This window comes from Candidatus Nanopelagicales bacterium (genome assembly GCA_037045355.1).
In the GTDB taxonomy this organism is placed as follows: domain Bacteria; phylum Actinomycetota; class Actinomycetes; order S36-B12.
The window spans coordinates 140188-158405 of sequence record JBAOHO010000009.1; the positions used below are offsets into that span (position 1 = coordinate 140188).

At 66.3% G+C, this 18218-nt stretch carries 15 protein-coding genes; 7 read left to right on the top strand and 8 right to left on the bottom strand.

Annotation, left to right across the window (positions count from 1 at the left end):
* Positions 1-15: 15 nt before the first annotated feature.
* Together V9E98_03300 and sulP are read left to right on the top strand one after the other, a co-directional pair.
* The gene (locus V9E98_03300; GenBank protein MEI2716014.1) at positions 16-1449 is read left to right on the top strand and encodes an aldehyde dehydrogenase family protein; all 1434 of its coding nucleotides are present in this window, start codon (positions 16-18) and stop codon (positions 1447-1449) included.
* 120 nt (positions 1450-1569) lie between these two features.
* On the top strand, positions 1570-3552 hold the full coding sequence (gene sulP, locus V9E98_03305; protein ID MEI2716015.1) for a sulfate permease: 1983 nt from the start codon (positions 1570-1572) through the stop codon (positions 3550-3552).
* A 44-nt stretch (positions 3553-3596) separates the two neighbouring features.
* Here sulP and V9E98_03310 read toward each other — a convergent pair whose 3' ends face one another.
* Positions 3597-4058: a J domain-containing protein gene (locus V9E98_03310; protein ID MEI2716016.1), complete on the bottom strand. Its 462-nt coding sequence runs from the start codon at positions 4056-4058 to the stop codon at positions 3597-3599.
* A 72-nt stretch (positions 4059-4130) separates the two neighbouring features.
* On the opposite strand from V9E98_03310, the gene V9E98_03315 reads away from it, so the two are divergent.
* Both V9E98_03315 and V9E98_03320 read left to right on the top strand, forming a co-directional pair.
* A complete protein-coding gene (locus V9E98_03315) occupies positions 4131-5483 on the top strand; it encodes a transaminase (GenBank protein MEI2716017.1) in 1353 nt (450 codons plus the stop codon).
* 56 nt (positions 5484-5539) lie between these two features.
* Entirely contained in the window at positions 5540-7075 is a 1536-nt protein-coding gene (locus tag V9E98_03320; protein MEI2716018.1) for a WS/DGAT domain-containing protein, read from the top strand.
* Between the two features lie 11 nt (positions 7076-7086).
* Here the strand turns inward: V9E98_03320 and V9E98_03325 are convergent, their stop codons facing one another.
* Positions 7087-7467: a cupin domain-containing protein gene (locus tag V9E98_03325; protein MEI2716019.1), complete on the bottom strand. Its 381-nt coding sequence runs from the start codon at positions 7465-7467 to the stop codon at positions 7087-7089.
* Positions 7468-7605: 138 nt separating this feature from the next.
* Here V9E98_03325 and V9E98_03330 point away from each other — a divergent pair, with 138 nt between their 5' ends.
* Positions 7606-8568, top strand: a complete 963-nt coding sequence (locus tag V9E98_03330; protein MEI2716020.1) for a magnesium transporter — start codon at positions 7606-7608, stop codon at positions 8566-8568.
* A 39-nt stretch (positions 8569-8607) separates the two neighbouring features.
* On the opposite strand, the gene V9E98_03335 is transcribed toward V9E98_03330, so the two are convergent.
* Both V9E98_03335 and V9E98_03340 read right to left on the bottom strand, forming a co-directional pair.
* Entirely contained in the window at positions 8608-9324 is a 717-nt protein-coding gene (locus V9E98_03335; protein MEI2716021.1) for a M15 family metallopeptidase, read from the bottom strand.
* On the bottom strand, positions 9321-10040 hold the full coding sequence (locus V9E98_03340; GenBank protein MEI2716022.1) for a hypothetical protein: 720 nt from the start codon (positions 10038-10040) through the stop codon (positions 9321-9323). Before V9E98_03340 ends, V9E98_03335 begins: the two co-directional genes overlap by 4 nt.
* A 295-nt stretch (positions 10041-10335) precedes the next feature.
* Here V9E98_03340 and V9E98_03345 point away from each other — a divergent pair, with 295 nt between their 5' ends.
* Complete coding sequence (locus V9E98_03345) at positions 10336-11247, top strand: hypothetical protein (GenBank protein MEI2716023.1); 912 nt, start codon at positions 10336-10338, stop codon at positions 11245-11247.
* A gap of 121 nt (positions 11248-11368) precedes the next feature.
* On the opposite strand, the gene V9E98_03350 is transcribed toward V9E98_03345, so the two are convergent.
* Complete coding sequence (locus V9E98_03350; GenBank protein MEI2716024.1) at positions 11369-11818, bottom strand: hypothetical protein; 450 nt, start codon at positions 11816-11818, stop codon at positions 11369-11371.
* Between the two features lie 104 nt (positions 11819-11922).
* Here V9E98_03350 and V9E98_03355 point away from each other — a divergent pair, with 104 nt between their 5' ends.
* Positions 11923-13422 carry an AAA family ATPase gene (locus V9E98_03355; GenBank protein MEI2716025.1) on the top strand — a complete coding sequence of 500 codons (1500 nt, stop codon included), beginning with the start codon at positions 11923-11925 and terminating at the stop codon, positions 13420-13422.
* A gap of 28 nt (positions 13423-13450) precedes the next feature.
* Here V9E98_03355 and V9E98_03360 read toward each other — a convergent pair whose 3' ends face one another.
* The 3 genes from V9E98_03360 to V9E98_03370 form a co-directional block, all read right to left on the bottom strand.
* Complete coding sequence (locus tag V9E98_03360; protein MEI2716026.1) at positions 13451-14458, bottom strand: DUF2804 domain-containing protein; 1008 nt, start codon at positions 14456-14458, stop codon at positions 13451-13453.
* Positions 14455-15750: a hypothetical protein gene (locus V9E98_03365; protein MEI2716027.1), complete on the bottom strand. Its 1296-nt coding sequence runs from the start codon at positions 15748-15750 to the stop codon at positions 14455-14457. The genes V9E98_03360 and V9E98_03365 overlap by 4 nt, the downstream gene beginning before the upstream one ends.
* A gap of 65 nt (positions 15751-15815) precedes the next feature.
* The gene (locus V9E98_03370; GenBank protein ID MEI2716028.1) at positions 15816-18209 is read right to left on the bottom strand and encodes a glycoside hydrolase family 3 C-terminal domain-containing protein; all 2394 of its coding nucleotides are present in this window, start codon (positions 18207-18209) and stop codon (positions 15816-15818) included.
* Positions 18210-18218: the final 9 nt, after the last annotated feature.

The window sequence follows — 18218 nt, forward strand, 5'->3', positions numbered from 1 at the left end:
TCATAAGGTGGGCCCATGACCGTTGAATATCCCGTAGCCGGACAGTGGACAGCCGGAACCTCGTCGCGACAGGTGCTGTCGCCCTTCGACGGGTCCCTCATCGCCGAGGTGCCCGCATTCAGTGGGGCCGATGTGGACGCCGCTGTGGCTGCGGCCGACAACGCGATGGCCACGTCCCCCTTGGCGACCCACGAGAGGGCGGCCATCCTCGACCGAGCGGCCCAGTTGCTGGCGGGGCGCCAAGAGGACTTCGCGTACGACCTGGCTCGGGAGGCCGCCAAACCCCTCACCCAAGCGCGCATCGAGGTCCAGCGAGCGGTGTCGACCCTGACTTTCTGCGCCGCGGAGGCGCGCACGTTCACCGGTGAGATGGTTCCCATGGACGCGGCGCCGTCGGGGGTGGATCATCTCGGTTTCGTGATGCGGGTTCCGATCGGGGTGGTAGGAGCCATCAGCCCGTTCAACTTCCCCCTCAATCTTGTGGCGCACAAGGTCGGTCCGGCCATCGCCGCCGGGTGCGCTGTGGTCGTGAAACCTGCCAGTCAGACCCCCCTGTCGGCTCTGAACCTGGCCAAGGTCCTGTTCGAGGCGGGTCTGCCGTTGGAGTACCTCAGCGTGGTTCCCGGCAGCGGGGGTACGGTCGGCGACGCCTTGGTGCGCAATCCGGATGTCGCACTCATCTCGTTCACGGGTTCTCCGGAAGTCGGCTGGGGAATTCGTGCGGAGGCCCCCCGCAAGCGAGTCGGACTGGAACTGGGCAACAACTCCCCGTTGATCATCTGCGCCGACGGCGACTGGAAGGCAGCTGCCGCGGCCGTGCGACTCGCCGGGTTCTCGCACGCGGGACAGTCCTGCATCTCGACGCAACGCATCTTGGTGGAGGACTCGATCAAGGACGATTTCGTGGCGGAACTCGTGCGGCAGGTGTCGACCCTCGTCGTCGGTGACCCGCTCGCCGATACGACGGAAGTCTCCGCCCTGATCGACAAGGCCAACACCGACCGGGTCAAGTCCTGGGTCGAATCCGCGACGGCCAATGGGGCCACGGTCGCGGCCGGCGGCACGGTCACCCCCGAGGGTCATCTGAATCCCACGATTCTGGTGGACGCCCAACCCGACGACGACGTGTGCGCCCATGAGATCTTCGGACCCGTGGTCGTCGTGCGCGGCTTCACCGACGTGGCAGCGGCACTGGCCGAGGCCAACGACTCCCACTACGGCCTCCAGGCGGCGATCTTCACGGCGAACATCAACACCGCGCTCTGGGCTGCCAAGGGCCTGGACTACGGGGGAGTGCTCATCAACGAGGTGCCGACGTGGCGCGCGGACCACATGCCCTATGGCGGCCTGCGCGATTCCGGTAACACCCGCGAGGGTCCCGGCTGGGCGATTCGGGAGATGACCGAAGAGCGGCTCGTCGTCATCAAGACAGGAGCCGGACCCGCCTGACAGCTCGTTGCCGTCAGCCCCTGCCACGACGGCCCGATCAACCGGCTCCCACGACCTCTGACGGATGAATTTCGGCCGGGATTCACCTGCGCGTCGGTGCTACCGTGGCACGAATCACAGATGAACGGCGGGTTAACAACTGTGCAGGTGGCGGCCGGCAGCGGACTGATGGGACGACTGCCCATCGCGTCATGGTTGCCGCGTTATCGCCGCGCCTACATCGCCGGCGATCTGCTCGCCGGACTGGTCGTCGCAGCGCTGGCGATCCCCCAGGCACTGGGTTACGCGGGTATCGCCGGTGTGCCGGTCATCGTGGGCTTGTACGCCATCCCGTTCGCGCTGGTCGCCTACGCCGTGTTCGGCTCGTCCCCGCACCTTGTGGTCGGACCGGTGTCCACGGTCTCGGTGCTGTCCGGGGCACTGGTCGCCGACCTGGCCCAAGGAGATCCCGGGCAGGTCGTGGCGTTGACGAGTGCATTGGCCATCGGCGCAGGACTCGGTTTGATCATCGGGGGCGTGGCCAAACTGGGCTGGGCGGCCGAGTTCCTGTCACGGCCCATCGTCACCGGATTCGTCTTCGGGCTCGTCCTGCTGATCATCATCGGTGAGATTCCCAGTCTCCTGGGGATGCCGCCGGCGACCGGGGACATATTCGGCAAGATCGGCTCGATCCTCACGTCGATCGGGGACATCCAGCCGCTCACCGCAGCGATTGGAATCACGGCTCTGGTGGTCCTGTTCCTCGGTGCCCACTTCGTGCCGCGGGTTCCTTGGGGCTTGATCGTTCTGATCGTCGGAATTGCGTTGTCCGCGGCCTTGGCGTGGTCGCAGGCGGGTGTCGTCGTGGTCGGCGCTGTCCCTCAAGGATTGCCACCGATCGGGTTGCCGCACATCTCCGGCGACCAGATCCCGCCCGTGATCGTCGGCGGGTTGTCCATGGCCATGGTGGGGCTCGCGGAAGGTCTCAGCGCGGCCCGCATCTTCGCCGCCCGTGAGGGTTACAGCATCAACACGAACCAAGAGCTGGTCGGTACCGGTGTGGCGAACCTCGCGGCCGGGGTCTCCGGGGGGATGGGTGTGGCCGGGTCACTGTCCAAGACCGCCGCCTCACGCCGCTCGGGTGGACATAGCCAGATGACTGGCCTCTTCGGTGCCGCGATCGTCCTGCTTGTTCTGGCCTTCCTCACCGAGTACCTGGCGCCGTTGCCGCGCGCGATCCTGTCCGCAATCGTCATCCAGGCCGTGTGGGGTCTGATGGACCTGCGCGCGCTGCGCCGTTATCAGCTCATCAGACGAAACGACTTCAACTCCTCGATCGCCGCGATGGTCGGCGTCTTGATCCTCGGGCCGCTCTACGGGCTCCTGGCCGCCGTGGGGCTGGCCGTTCTCGGGCTCGTCTACCGGTCCAGCCGCGCTGACGTGGACATCATGGGCAAGGTGCCCGACGAGAAGGCCGCGTGGGGCAGCATCGACAACCACCCCGAGCGGCGCACGTACGACGGGGTCCTTGTCATCAGGCTCGACGCCCCGCTGTTCTGGGCGAACTCGACCGAGATCGCCGATCGCTTGCTGGCCGAAGTCGACGCCAACGCCGACACGCAGGCGCTGGTGTTGGACCTCGAAGCCACGAGCCAACTGGACACCACCAGCATCGACACCCTCGAGTTGCTGCTGACCCGGTTGCGAGAACGTCAGATCGACCTGTACCTGGTGCGCGTGTTCTATCGCGCCCGCAGGGTCTTGGCCAAGTCGGGCTTCATCACCGAACTCGGCGAGGACCACATGTGGCACAGCATCGCCGCCGGTGTCCGTGCGGCCCGCAAGGACGCGCACCTGAAGACCAAGAGTCATGCCCAGCCCGAAGACGAGCCGAACGGCGACGAGCTGAACGGCGACGAGCTGAACGGCGACCTGCACAACAGCGAGGAGGACGACGACAACGGGGACCCGAGTTCCGAACACATAGCCACGGGCAGTCGTGCCCGCCACAACGGCGATGACGATGACGATGACGATGACGACGGCACCTCCGGTCCAGTACCACGAGGCGGTTACCAAGACCCGTTCCCGACCCGGCGCCGGTTCTTGTTCTGGCGGCGGTGACGCCGACGGGTCGAGGCGTTGATCGCGGCAGTCTGCCACCGGACTTACGGCCAGTAGCCGTGCAGTCGGGCGTAACGGGTGAGGACCACCGCGGCCACCACCGTGCCCGTGACCAGGGTGGTCCACGGCAGCACGTAGGCCAGCACCACCGCCGCAACTGCGAGCAGGGCCATGACCACCAGCAGTCCATGTCCGATTTCGGAGGCGTCGGCGCGCGGGGACCGGATTCCCTCTCCCTGGGAGGCCATGCGCGCCTCGGCTCGAGCCGCTGCTGCCCGAATCGCCCGCTCGGTGTCGTAGCGCCGCCGCTGCTCGGGGTCCGACAGGACCAGATACGCGACGTGAACCGAACGGAACCTGTCCTGATCGCCGCCGACATCCGGGTGCGTGGCGCGCGCAGCGCGATGCCAGGCAGCCTGGATATGGCCGTCGTCTGCGTCAGGGGCCACGCCCAGGACGGCATAGAGATCGCCGGGCACTGAGGCCCACAGGTCTGTCTTCGCCATGACTTCTCGAGTGTCCCACCTCGGCGGGCTCGCAGTACGTTGACTCCAGCAGAGTCACCGAGAGGAACCCCCGTGAGCATCGATCGACAGCGACTGGCCGAGCACCTGACGCAGGAGCGGGATCTGCACGTCCAGCGCACACCGAAATCCCGCGCCCTGTTCGAGCGGGCCGATCACCTGTTCGGGCGCGTCCCGATGACCTGGATGAACAAATGGTCCGGTGGCTACCCCTTGTACCTGGCCGGTGCGCACGGCAACCGCATCACCGACGTCGACGGCAACGAGTACGTCGATTTCGCGCTGGGAGACACCGGCGCAATGGCAGGGCACTCCCCGAAGCCAACCGTCGCCGCTGTGGAGAAGCGCATCGGTCAAGAAGGTGGGATCACCACGATGATGCCGACCGAAGACGCGGAGTGGGTCGCCGCCGAGCTCACGCGCCGATTCGGGATGCCCCTGTGGTCTTTCAGCCTGACCGCGACCGACGCCAATCGATGGGCCTTGCGGATCGCCCGCATGGTGACCGGGCGTTCGAAGGTCATGGCGTTCTCGTACTGCTATCACGGCTCGGTCGACGAGACTTTCGTGATCACGGGTGCCGATGGGGGTGCGGCACCGCGCGGGGGCAACGTCGGTCCTGCCGTCCCGATCGACCAGACGACGCGGGTCGCGGAGTTCAACGACCTGGCATCGGTCGAGGCAGGATTGGCGCACGGCGACGTCGCGGTGTTGATCATGGAACCGGCGCTGACCAACATCGGAATCGTGCTGCCGGAACCCGGGTTCCTGGACGGCGTGCGGGACCTGTGCGACCAGTACGGAACCCTGCTCCTCATCGACGAGACCCACACGATTTCGGCTGGTCCGGGAGGTTGCACCGCTGCGTGGGGGCTGCGGCCGGACATCTTCGTGATCGGGAAGAGCATCGGTGGCGGAATCCCCACGGGGGCCTATGGGATCACGCAGGCTTTGGCCGACGCCGTGGCAACTCGGGAGGATGCGGACCTTGTGGACGTCGGGGGCGTCGGAGGCACCCTGGCGGGCAACGTCTTGTCGACGGCGGCCATGCGAGCAACGCTGGGAGATGTTCTGACGGACGAGGCATTCGCCCACATGATCGAGCTGGCGACTCGGTTCCGGGACGGGGTCGAGCAGGTCTTGAGCCAGTACCTGGTTCCCTGGTCGATCGAGCAGTTGGGTGCTCGCGCCGAATACCGGTTCTGCTCTCCGGCACCTCGCAGCGGCAGCGAGTCCGCTGCTGCCCACGACGACGACCTCGAGGAGTACCTGCATCTCTTCTTGTCGAACCGAGGTGTACTGATCACCCCGTTCCACAACATGGCGCTCATGTGTCCGCAGACCACCGCGGTCGACGTCGACCTCCATTCGCTGCTGTTCGGCGAAGCGGTGGCGCAGATCGCCTGACGGGCGGCGACGCGCTTCGCACGCGCCATAGACTGAGAGCGGTCCGGGAGGGCGTCATGAGCAATGTCACCAGTGTCCAGATGGGTGTCCAGGACGCCCTGTGGCTGACGATGGATCGGCCCAACAACCTGATGGTTGTGGATGGAGCCATGGTCCTGGGTAAGCAGGTCGATCTCGAACAGGTCCGAGCGGTCTACGAGCACGCGCTCGGGCGCTTCCCGGTATTCCAGCGCAAGGCGGTCCCCGCTGGGATGGGTTGGGTGTGGCAGGACGACCCCTACTTCTCGATCGACCGGCACCTGTCCGAGGCGACGCTCCCGCAGCCGGCGGACATGCGCGCTCTGCAGCAGTTTCTCGCCGATCAGCGCACCGCGCCATTACCGAAAGACCGGCCCCTGTGGCGCGCCTACCTGATCGAGGAGATGAATCTCGCTGACGGCACTGTCGGATCGGCGATCGTCAATCGGTTCCACCACGCAATTGCCGATGGGGTGCGCCTGACGCAGGTCATGCTGGGCTTGTGTGAACTCGACGAGTCGGCCAAGCCGGTGACGGTGGCCAAGCCACCCGCCGAGCAAGGTCCGCTGGACCTGGTAGCCGGTCTCGCGGGCACGGCGCGTTCGACCGCCGGCGCCGCGACTCGATTCCTGGGCAAGGCGGGTGTGGGCGCAGCCTCCGACATCGCGCACGCAGTCACCCATCCGATGGAGACTGTCTCCGGGCTTCCCGGCAAGGCGGTCGGTGCGCCAGGTGCTGTACTGCACGGTGTCGAGGACGGCGTGGAACTGTTGCGGCATCCAGATCATCTGCTGGACGCGATGGACGTGATGGGCGTCGAGGCGAGTCGCGGCGCCAATGACATGTCGTCGGTGACCAAACTCGCACTCACCTCCAGCGCCAAGACCGTGTGGACGGGCAAGCCCGGCACCAAGAAGGCCATCTCCTGGTCAGAACCGATCCCCCTGTCGTTGGTGAAAGAGGTCGGCCGGGCGACCGGTGCCACGGTGAACGATGTCCTCTTGAGTGCTGTGGCCGGGGGGTTGCGCAACTACCTGCTGGAGCGCGATGCCTACGTGCCCGAGATCAACTGGATGGTGCCGGTCAACCTCAAGCCGTTCGCCGACAACCTGCCTCCGGACCTCGGCAACTACTTCGCGATCGTGATCCTGCCCATGCCGCTGGACGATGACAAACCCCGCGACCGGCTCGCGACCATGCATCACCGGATGGATCGCATCAAGCACTCAGACGAAGCCGTGCTGACCTTTGGCATCCAACGTGTGGTGTCCATGAGTCCTGGACCGGTGGCCTTCTCACTGACCAACTTCTTCGCCAACAAGGCGGTAGGCGTCCTGACCAACGTGCCCGGGCCACGCGGCGAGATGACGTTCGCAGGCGCCCCTGTGCGACAGGTCGTGGGATTCGCACCGTGTTCGGGTGACCAGCCGATGACCGCGACCATCTTCAGTTACAACGGCGAGGTCACCGTCGGTTTCGCCACCGACGCGGGCTTGATCCCGGATCCAGAGGCGCTCGCCGATCTCGTCGTGGCCAGCATCGACGAACTCGCTGAGGCCGTCGGCGTCGGCTGACTCCGGGCTGCTCAGGCGATGATCAGGTCATCGTCGCCCGTGGGCATCTCCAGCGGGCGGTAGGTGTAGAAGAACGTGCACGGAGTGGACGCGTTGTTGGCGGCCTCGTGCGGAACACCCGGCGGGACGTAGACGTAAGAACCCGGACCGACGTCCTTGCCCATCATGTGGCAGGTCCCATCAAGAATCAGGATGTGGTGATGGGCCGCGTGGTGAGTGTGCTCGGGATTGATCGCCCCACCATCGATCTGCATCAGACCGAGCACAGTGGCTCCGGACTGCCACAGCACCTTGTGCCGGACCCCGGGTGTCGCGTCGTTGGCGATCCATTCGATCGCATCGATGTCTGCAGCACTGTCGACGATGACCCGCCCGAGGTCGTTTCGCTCCATCGTTCTCACCTTCCTGTCTTCTGCGTCATCCCTGTCTTCTGCGTCATTACGCTGTCGGCCAGGCCTGGTCCGACACCTGTGCTGTCCCCACGCTATTCCCCCAGGTCCGGTATGGGCGCGGTGGGTGAAACTTGAGGCATGACAGAGCCTGCAGCCGATCGTTCCATCGTGGGACTGGTCACCGATGATGTGCCGGTGACGAACCCGGAGGAGACTGCCGCGCAACTGCGTGAGGCGCTCCCCGGCAACCGGTACGTCAGCGTCAGCGACATCCCTGTTCTGTCCGGAGGCGAACTCGTTGGCCTGGTGTCGGTCGAACACGTCCTCGCTGCGGAGCCTGATGTTCGGATCACGGACATCATGGATCCACGGCCTCCGATCGTGACTCCCGGAACCCACCAGGAGAAAGCGGCATGGGCCATGGTCCAACACGGTGAGTCCGCTCTCGCCGTGGTCGACTCCGAAGGCCGGTTCCACGGCATCGTGCCGCCCAACCGGATAATGGGCGTCCTGCTTGCCGAGCATGAGGAGGACATGTCTCGCCTGGCAGGTGTCGTCCACGACACGGAGGCTGTGGTGGGTCGCACCGTCGAGTCGGTTCCCCAGCGGGTCCGTCACCGGTTGCCCTGGCTTCTGGTCGGTCTGGCCGGAGCCATGGCCGCGGCCCTCGTCGTGTCGTCGTTCGAGGCAGCCATCAGCGCTCAGGTGATGCTTGCGTTCTTCCTCCCCGGTGTCGTCTACATGGCCGACGCTGTCGGAACCCAAACTGAGACGGTCGTGGTCCGGGGCCTGTCCGTGGGTGTGTCTGTTGCCCGGGTTGCTCGCCGTGAGGCGTGGACAGGTCTCATCATCGGGGTCATCGTCGCCGCACTCTTCATCCCGCTCGGCTGGGTCGTCTTCGGCGACCTTCGACTCATGCTCGCCATAGGCCTCGCGCTGTTCCTGTCCTGCGCCATCGCATCCGTGGTCGCGATGTCCCTGCCCTACCTGTTGGCGCGGTTGGGCCGCGATCCCGCGTACGGGTCCGGGCCCCTGGCAACCGTGATCCAGGACCTGCTGACGATCATCTGCTACGGCGTGATCGTGACCCAGTTGCTGTGATCGATACGGGTCCGGCCTGTCATGCGCCGCATGGTCAGGTCATCCGTCTTTCGGGATCGTGTGTCCATATCTGACCGGTTCGCCCGTGACCGCAGCCCAGAACCGGGTTCCGTACTCCCAGTGCCACCACTCCTGCGGATGGACCACGAACCCCGCGCCGCCCATGGCCGCAGCCAACCGACGGCGAAGATCCCGGTCACGCCGCGGGCCATCGGGCTCGAACGCGGCCGCCGCCGCAGCGGGGACGAAAGCGTCGAACGACGTCCCCAGCGACAAGGGCACGCCGCGCCACGTGAGGGTCAGGTCCACGGTGCCGCCACTCGCGTGCGGGGGGCACCGGGCAGGGTCGGGATCGGGTCGAGTGACGAAACCCGGGGCCAGGGTGGAGTCCTGGTAGACCGTGTCGTGCAGTACTGCCTGCAGTTGGGGATCCCGCCACGCATCCCACACGGCCAGTCCGAATTCCTTGGGCAGGTCGTCGGCGGCGCGATACAGAGCATTCGCGGCACCTGGGCGCAACCAGGCGGTGGGCCGACTGAACGGCCATCCCTCGTGCCAGTAGGCCGCCAGGATGCGAATCCGACGGTGTGCTATCTGTTCCAGATCGCCGGGCTGAGGTGGGGGAGCCGGTGGCAACTCGTCGCTCTCCCGTGCTGTGACAGGGGTGAGTTCCGTGTCCCATGCTGCCCGGGGCACACATTCGCTGCTCGCGGATGCCCAGTGGTAGTCCGGCAGCGGCCCCTCACGGACGATCACGAACCGGACGCCCGCAGCGACCGGCTGATTTGGTCGACCTTGCGCCAGATCGTGGCACGGACCTCAGGGCTGCTCATCTCGCCGAGGTGGGTGACCCGCGCCGGGATGTGGTCGTCGATGGGGTATTCGGGGAATGTCTCGAGGTGGCGCCGGTACTCGTTGTCCGTTGCGATCAGGATGTTGGTCACCCCCGGGACGTCGATGTGCGCCGCCGTGTACGGGTAGATGACGATCTCATGGGTGCTGTAGATGTTCGTGACCCGGTCGGCGATGACGGGCAGGTCGTCGTGCAACTTGGTGAGGAACTGCGAGCCCTCGGCCATGTCGGTCAGGGCCGGCGTCAGGTTGCGCCGGGTGAGTCCTACGATGCGGGCTACACGCGCGGCGCTGCGCGACCCCTGCCACGGGGCACCGACGCTGAACACGTGCTGCACCTGAAGGGGATTGTCGAGCGCGAACCGCAGGCATGCCAGGGCGCCTTGCGAATGACCTACGAGCACGACGGGCGATTCCGGGTCGCGGCCCATCTTGGTGAGGCCGCGCCGGATGTCGCGAGTGATGTTCTGTTGGGATCGGTGCAGCGGCAGTGTGACACCGAAGCTCGCCAGGGTGATGAGGAACGCGTTCGGGTGCCGCTCCAGGACCTTGCGCATCATCAAGGTGGCCGCGACCCCCTTGATGGCGGTCCCGGCGATGATGGGCACGGCGATCGTCATGCGGTCGACCTCCTCTCCTGACTGTGGGACCTCGGCTGTCGGCTGTCGGCTGTCGGCTGTCGGGTCACGTCGGCTGTCGGGTCGGCTGACGGATGAGGTCAGCGGACGGATGAGGTCAATAGTGCCGCGCCAGCAGGCGGGATGCGACGAAAGGCGCGCGCAAGACGAAGGTTCGCTGCCGTGTACTTGCCCAAAGCCTTCGGAATCCGCAGGAATCGTTGTGGCTGAGTGGTTACCGGGGGCGAGGCTCACGGCCGGTTATCCTGCTGGGACACCTATCGGGAGGGTTCACGTGTTGCGTCGCCGCCGTTCCACCACGGCCGTCTACGCGGCCGTCATGGCATCTGCCGGGCTGCTCGTTGCGGCCTGCGCCTCATCGCCGACCGCCACGTCCGACGGTGCCACGGCACCGGGATCGGGGTCGGAGTCGGGACAGACCATTGCCCCCGAACCGCCGCCTGAACTGCCCCGCGGGGGTCGAGAGGTGTTCCCCGAGTACCGACTGGTCGGCTACTCCGGTGTCATGGGCGACGTCAACGAGGACATGGGCCGATTGACGGGTGACCTCGACGCGCGCTGCGAACAGATCGAGAGAGTCGGCAAGAGGTATGAATACGGGCGCCGTTTGCTCCCCGTCTTCGAGTTCATCCCCGTCGTGGTTCACGGTTCTCCGCAGAAGGACGGCACCTACCGCACGCGTGTCGGCAAGGGCCAGGTGCGCGAGTACCTCGAAGCGGCCCGGCGCTGCAAGGCCCTGCTCTTGCTGAACATCCAACCGGGGCGGTCGGAGTTCATGCCGGAGATGAAGCACTACGAGAAGTTCCTCGAAGAGCCCGATGTCGGCGTCGCCCTCGACCCGGAATGGGCCATGGATCCTGGGGAGATTCCCGGGGTCAACCTGGGTCGCACGGACGGTCCGGAACTCAACGAGGCGGCGATGTATCTGTCGGACATCGTGGCCGAGCACAACTTGCCCGAGAAAGTGATGGTCTTCCACCAGTTCAACTTCGGTGCCGTGGAGAAGATCAAAGGTCTCAAGCCTCAGCCAGGAGTCGCGTTGATCCGGTCGATCGATGGCCTCGGTGGTCCCGAAGCCAAGATCGAGGAGTACAACGCGCTGATCAAGAATCAACCGCCGTACATTCACCCCGGGTTCAAACTCTTCTACAAAGAGGACACCAGTCCCCCTGGGGATCTCGGCTCATGACCCCGAAAGAGGTCATGGCGCTTCGACCCCGACCCGAGTACATCCTGTACGAATGACCCACCTGCACCACGGCAGATGACGATCACCGCCTGCGATGGGCGCGCAGTAGCCGGTGGGTCGGTTACGACCGGCCTCCAGTCGCTTCGTCCATCAGCACAGGTGCGTTCATCTCGGCGAATCGATCAGCTGTGCGGCGGGCGCGCTCTTTGGCCCGTGCAGCCCGCTGGGCGCCGCGGGTGTCGCGCCAGCGTTGCCGGCGCTCATTGATGCGGGCCGTTGTCCGCGCGGCAGTGGGGGCCCATCGGTCCTCGAATCGGGACACCCGCTTGCGCACCGCCCGCTCCGCGGCGAACTCCACGCTGCGGCTCTGACCGCGCGCCACCAGGTTGTCGTACTGGTCCACGACCGCCGCAGCGAGAGCCGACGGTGTCCGGGTGACCCCGGACAGAGCGCCGCGAGCGTTGCGTGACAGGCCATCCACCGCGCCGATCACGGCGTAGACGGGCTCGGGCAGCTCGCCGTCCAGAACCCGACGGGTCAGCGATTGTGAGAGGTCCTCCGGCAGCGTCATGGACCCATGCTCGGTTGAACGCTGGCTGTTCGCCGACAGCCACACGCAACCGGCCGCGCCGTGTTACCCGATCGGAATCACGATGCGCGGGGGGACAATGGGGTGTGGCAGAACCCGATGCCCCCACCCCGGGTGACCGGCTGCGGCAGTGGCTCGCAGCCAGTGGTCGCCACGCCACGTTCATCGAGACTCACGTTTCCGTGGTGGCCTTGACTGCCGATCGGGCGTACAAGGTGAAGAAGGCCGTTCGGTTCCCCTTTCTGGACCTGTCGACTCGGGAACGCCGGTTGGCGATGTGTTGGCGCGAGGTGCATCTGAATCGTCGGCTCGCTCCCGATGTCTACCTCGGGGTCATCGACATCACCGGTGCGGCGGGGGAGCCGGTCGAGCATGCCATCGAGATGATCCGGCTACCCGATGCGATCCGCCTCGATCATCTCCTGACGGATGCAGACACCCCGGCTCGGCTCACCCAACTGGCCCACCACCTGGTGGAGTTCCATGCCACTGCCGACGGCTCCGATGCGATCGATCAGTCAGGTACGGCGGCCGCCGTGCGACGCCTGTGGCGTGACGAGATCGCCGGACTGACTCCATTCGCCGGCACCGTGGTGCCCCGTCGCGATGCGCAGGCTTGTGCCCGTCTGGCACGGAACTACATCGACGGCCGCGCCGCGCTGTTCACCGATCGCGTGCGGCGGGGCCGGATCCGCGACGGTCATGGCGACCTGCGGTGTGACGATGTCTTCTTCCTCCCGGATGGCATCCGGATCATCGACTGTCTGGAATTCGACGATCGCCGCCGTCGGGGTGACGTCCTGACCGATGTGGCATTCCTGGCCATGGATCTGCAATGGCGAGGGCGCGAGGATTTGGCCGAATGGTTCTTGTCCGAGTACTCGAGACTGTCGGGGGACCACTGGCCGCAGTCGTTGGCCCACCATTGGATCGCCTACTTCGCCCATGTCCGCGCCAAGGTCGCCTGCCTGAACGGAGGTGTCGGCGGTGCGGCAGCCCGCCGCGACGCTGAGGAGCACATCGCTCTTGCGCGGACCCACCTCCGCCTCGCTCAAGTGCATCTCGTCGTCGTGGGTGGACTGCCGGGGACAGGCAAGTCCACGGTGACCCGCGAACTGGCGCGCCGGGGGGAGTTCGATGTCCTGCGCAGCGATGTCGTGCGTCGGGAGTTGCCCGCGCTGGTCGCCGCCGATCCCGGGGTCCGGTATTCGGCGGCCGGCCGGGCGGCGGTCTATCGGTCGATGCTGCATCGAGCTGGGAAGGCCATGGGGCTGGGGCGCAGTGTCATTCTCGATGCCAGTTGGGCCGCCCGTGACGACCGTCGAGACGCCGCCAATCTGGCGGCCGCCTGCGGCGCGGAACTCGTTCAGTTGTGTTGCGTCGCGCCGACCAGCGTCACGCAACAGCGCATTCGGGACCGGCTCAGTGCGGGGACCGACGAATCCGAGGCAGATGTCGCCGTAGCCCGGTCGATGGCGGCGCGGTTCGACGCCTGGCCCGAGGCGTCAGTCATCGCCACGACCGGAGACATCGCGGAGTCTGTCGCTGCGGCGGCTGCGGCGCTGACCGACACCCTGATCCGCTGATCCTTCGCGTGGCAGTGGAAGGCCGAAGTCACCAGCGCATCCGTGCTTCCTCGGCGAACCCACGCAGGTCGTGGAGTGCCAGCACCTCGCCCGTGTCCGTGCTCACGGTTCCGGACCATGTGCCGAAGCATTGATGCACCTCGGTGGCAATCACGACCGCCTCGGTACGGGCGCGCCGCTCGAACGAGGGTGCGAACGTCACGTCGACCCGACCGTCGGTTTCGTCCCGGACCCGCCAGGGCCGCAGCCAGTTGTCCGGGTCGTAGTCCCAGGTGAGGTCGGCCCCGATCTTGTGCAGTCGACCGTCGACACACAGCGCGTTCTCGGTCATGCCGGTGCCGTCCGTCCACTTGCCCCCGAACTGCAGTCCGATGGTGTGGTGGTCCTGGCGTCCCGACGCCGAACCCCAGTTCCAGGTGGTGCGGTATGGCCACCGGCCTCGGCCATGGTCGAGGACCGCGTACGAATCATCGGCGGCGAACCGGTATCGGACGCCGTCTGCCACGACCGCACCCACAGCGGGCAGGGTGTTGTCCTTGACTGTGTACTGAAAGCGCTGGTCCGTCCATGGGATGACAACACCGAGGCTCTCGTGGCCGGGGGGTCGGGTCACAGTGACATCAGCCGAGATCCGATCGGTCTTCGCGCGCAGGCGGATGGTGTCGTCTAGCGGCTCGATGCGGATCTGCACACCTGCGCTTCGCACGCCGACCTCCCCGTCCCCGCTGCGTTGGGGTAAAGCCACGCGACCGAGCGGGATGATCGCGGTCTTGTCGATCTCGACGCCGTCATAGGTCATGAACCACACAGTGTGCAGCGCCAAGTAGTCGATGGAGCTGACGGTGAGAGCCAGAACGTGGTCCGGACCCTGAACGCACCAGTACTCCCACCGCTTCGTGCGCCCCCAACCCGTGAGGTTGGCGCGGTGCAGAGGTTTGCGGGTCCACCCGACCGCGGCAGGATTGAGACTCCCCTGGGGAGCGCAGAGATCGACCGGAAGTGTGATCTCAGGCTCATGGCTCAGGCGAGCGGTCATGACCGCATCACTTTGACCGTGCGTTTGGGCGGGGACGGATCGGTGAGTCCGCCCGCTGCCGCGCGCACTTTCAGCGTGTACTTGCCGGGCTTGCTCTGGTAGGTGCGCGGTGAGGCGCAGGATTTCCAGGTGGCCTTTGGTGGCTCCTCGCCCTTGATCCGCTTGAACCACTTGCACTGGAATGTCGAGTCGGAAACGCTCGACTCGAACCGGAATGTCAGCGCGACTTTCTTCTTCGCCGTGTAGACCTTGGCTTTGGGGGCCTTTGTGATGGTCGTGTCCGGCGTCACCGGCGGTGGCGCCGGCGAAACGCCGGTCACGCGGGCCACCTTGGTCTCCGTCGGCGTGCCCGGGTAGTCCAGCGTCACCCACAGCGTGTCCGATGGTCCGGCTGCCAACTGCCGCGGTGCTGCCCCTGCAGCCGGGAATCCGCTCAGTGTGGTGTATCCGCCGTCGGACGTCAGCCTTCCCAGGTTGCGTCCGTTGAACTGCGCGAACCAGTAGGCGCCGTCCGCACCGAATGTCACCCCGAATGGATCGAGTTGAGCCGTTTCCGTGGTCTGCGGGGTTCCGCCGGGTTGGATCCGGCCGACGTTCTGCGGATTTGCCAGCGGGTTTGAGTAGCCCATCTGGTCACCGGGACCGGCCGCGATGCCCTGGTTGCCGCCACCAGTGGGATAGGCCGTTCCGGTGCCGTCGACGGCGACACTGACGACCTGTGCACCGCCATTGCCATCAGCCACCCAGATGGTCCCATCGCCGCCGGCGGCGATCGCTTTCGCGTCCTTGACCTTCGTGACGGCTGTGGCGAACTCGGTCACCACAGCCGGTGGCCCCGGCACGATCCGGAAGACCTTGTCCATGCTTGCCGTCCAGAGATTCCCGTCGGGCCCCGGTACGATGCCCCGCGGGTCGGTAAGGGCGGCGATGGCCACGGTGGTAGGTGTCACCGGACTGGTGACACCGGTGGGGTTGAACGACGCCACCCCACCGGCGTAGGTGATCCACATCAGCCCGCCTGTTGCGGTGATCCCGACAGGATTGGTGACTCCGGTGATATCGAAGCGATCGACCTGCCCCGAAGGAGAGATGCGGGCGACTTCGTCGGTCGCTCCGTTCAGCGTCACCCACATGTTGCCGTCGGGGCCGGGAGCGATGAGATTGTTGGTCCCGATGTCGGCCACGGAGTAGACGCCGTCCACCTGCGGGTCGGCGTGTGCCGGAGTCGCCAGCAGGAGTCCCCCCGCGAGTAGTCCGGGAATCACCAGAGTGTGGGCTGCGATGCGGGTCATGGAGTCAGCCTGACCTATCACGGGCCCGGAGTCGATAGCCGACCGCGCCTGGCGCCGTGATCGGGTCACCGGTGGAACAACCGCTGGGACACACCGCGCACCACAGCCGCTGCGCTGCGGCTTCCCGCCGCGAGGGGGCGGCCGTTGAGGACGTCCACCAAGGCATCGAGTGCGGACCAGGGGATCACCCCGCCGGCGAACAACGCCACACCGCGCAGCGGCATCTCATCGAGAGCCCGGCCGAGCATCGTCACCATGGTGCTGTCGCCTGCGGCCATCTGTTCGAACTGGCCACGTGTGTAACGATGCAGTCCCATTCGCAGAACCCGGCCGACCCGGGACTCTTGGAGTTCGCCGACGGTCGTCAGCCGACTGAACGGACGTACGGGTCGCGGCAGCGGCACTGGTCGTCCGAGTAGTTCGGCGAACTCCTGATCGGAGCGTGCCACTGTGACAGGACCACAATCCCCACCGGGGACCTGGCCCGTGACGGTGACGGTGATCGTCGACCGGATGTCGACGCTGGACGCGGCCAACTCCAGCACGAACTCCCCGGATGGCACACGCCACCTCTGGCTGTCGGCATCGAAGTACGAGAAAGCGCGATCGTCCAGCGAGATCGTGACCGTCTGCGTCGCGCCCGGTGCCAGGTGGACCTTCGCGAATCCGCGCAGTTCACGCAGCGGCCGGGCTACGGCACCGGTGATGTCGCGTACGTACAACTGGACCACGTCACTGCCCGGCCGGGGTCCCGAATTCGTGATGGGAACGGACACCGTCACGTTGCCGCCCGGGGCGAGTTCCGTCCGGTCCGCGGTCGCAGGCCCCCATTCGAAAGTGGCGTAGCTGAGTCCATACCCGAAGGGGAACAGGGCAGGAACGTCGTTCGTGGTGAAGTGCCGATAGCCGACCAGAAGGTTCTCGCGGTATTCGACTTGGTGCGGTTCGCCGGGGAAGTACGGATCAGAGGCCACATCGGTCTGGTCGATGGGGAAGGTCTCAGCCAGCCGGCCTCCGGGATCGACGTCACCGAACAGAACGTCGGCCAGGGCAGACCCGGAGGCCTGGCCCCCCAGGTAGGACTCCACGATGGCTGCGGGGGCATCCACCCAAGGCATGGCGACCGGCGACCCGTTCGACAGGGCCACGATCGTTCTCGGATTCGCCGCGCACACTTTGGTGATGAGCGCGTTGTGTTGCTCGGGAAGGGCCATGTCGGACCGGTCGAAGCCTTCGCTCTCGTAGACGCCCGGGAGCCCGGCGAGGAGCACCACCACATCCGCCCGACGAGCCGTGCGGACCGCCTCACGGATGAGCAGGTCGTCGCGGGCGGATGTCACAGGGTCATAGCCCGGTGCGTAACTGGCAGTCGCGGCACGGGTCCGGATCGCGTCCCAGGCGGAGTCCACGCTCGTCGGGTTCACCAGGGAGCTGCCGAATCCCTGGAATCGAGGTGCGCGCGCGAAGGCGCCGATTACGGCGATGGAGATGTCAGGATCGAGCGGGAGGATGCCGTCGTTGCGCAGCAGGACGGTGCTCTCGGCCGCCGCACGGCGACAGAGCAGGTGATGGGCGACAGTGTCAGCGGCCGACCCCTGTTCGCCTGGAGCCTGCTGGGTCAGGTCGAGGACCCGCTGAGCGCTGGTGGCGACATCAGATCGTGGGAGTTCGCCGGACGCGACGGCCGCGGCCACATCACCATCGGAGATCCCTCCACTGCCGGGCATCTCGAGGTCCATCCCCGCGTGCACACCCACGACGCGGTCGTTGGTGGCCCCCCAATCACTCATGACCAGACCGTCGAATCCCCATCGATCACGCAGGATGGCCGTGAGCAGGTCGTGGTTGTCGCAACAGTGGGTGCCGTTGAGCGAGTTGTAGGCCGCCATGACCGTCCAGGGACGGGCTGCGCGGACTGCGTGCTCGAACCCTGCGAGGTAGATCTCGTGGAGAGTGCGGTCGTCCACCACGACATCGACGACCAGCCGGTGCGCCTCTTGGTTGTTCACCGCGAAGTGTTTCAGGCACGCACCCACCCCGGTCTGCTGGATCCCGTTCACCATGGCCGCCGCGAGCCGTCCGCTCAGCAGCGGATCCTCGGACAGGTACTCGAAGTTGCGACCGCAGTTGGGGTGACGCTTGATGTTCAAGCCGGGGCCGAGCACGACACCGACACCTTCGGCGCGAGCCTCATTGCCGACCGCTCGGCCGACCTCGGCGATCAACTCCTCGTCCCACGAAGACGCCAAGGTGACTGCGGTGGGGAAGCACGTGGCGGGGTTGCTACCCGACACTCCCAAGTGATCTCCGGCCTGGTCCTGCTTGCGCAGACCATGCGGACCATCGCTGAGCATCACGGCGGGGACGGCATGGTCCGGCAGGTCGCGCGTATGCCACACGTCGCTACCGGACAGCAGGCTGATCTGCTCATTCAAGGACAGGTCGGTGGCCCGGATCATGGTCCCATC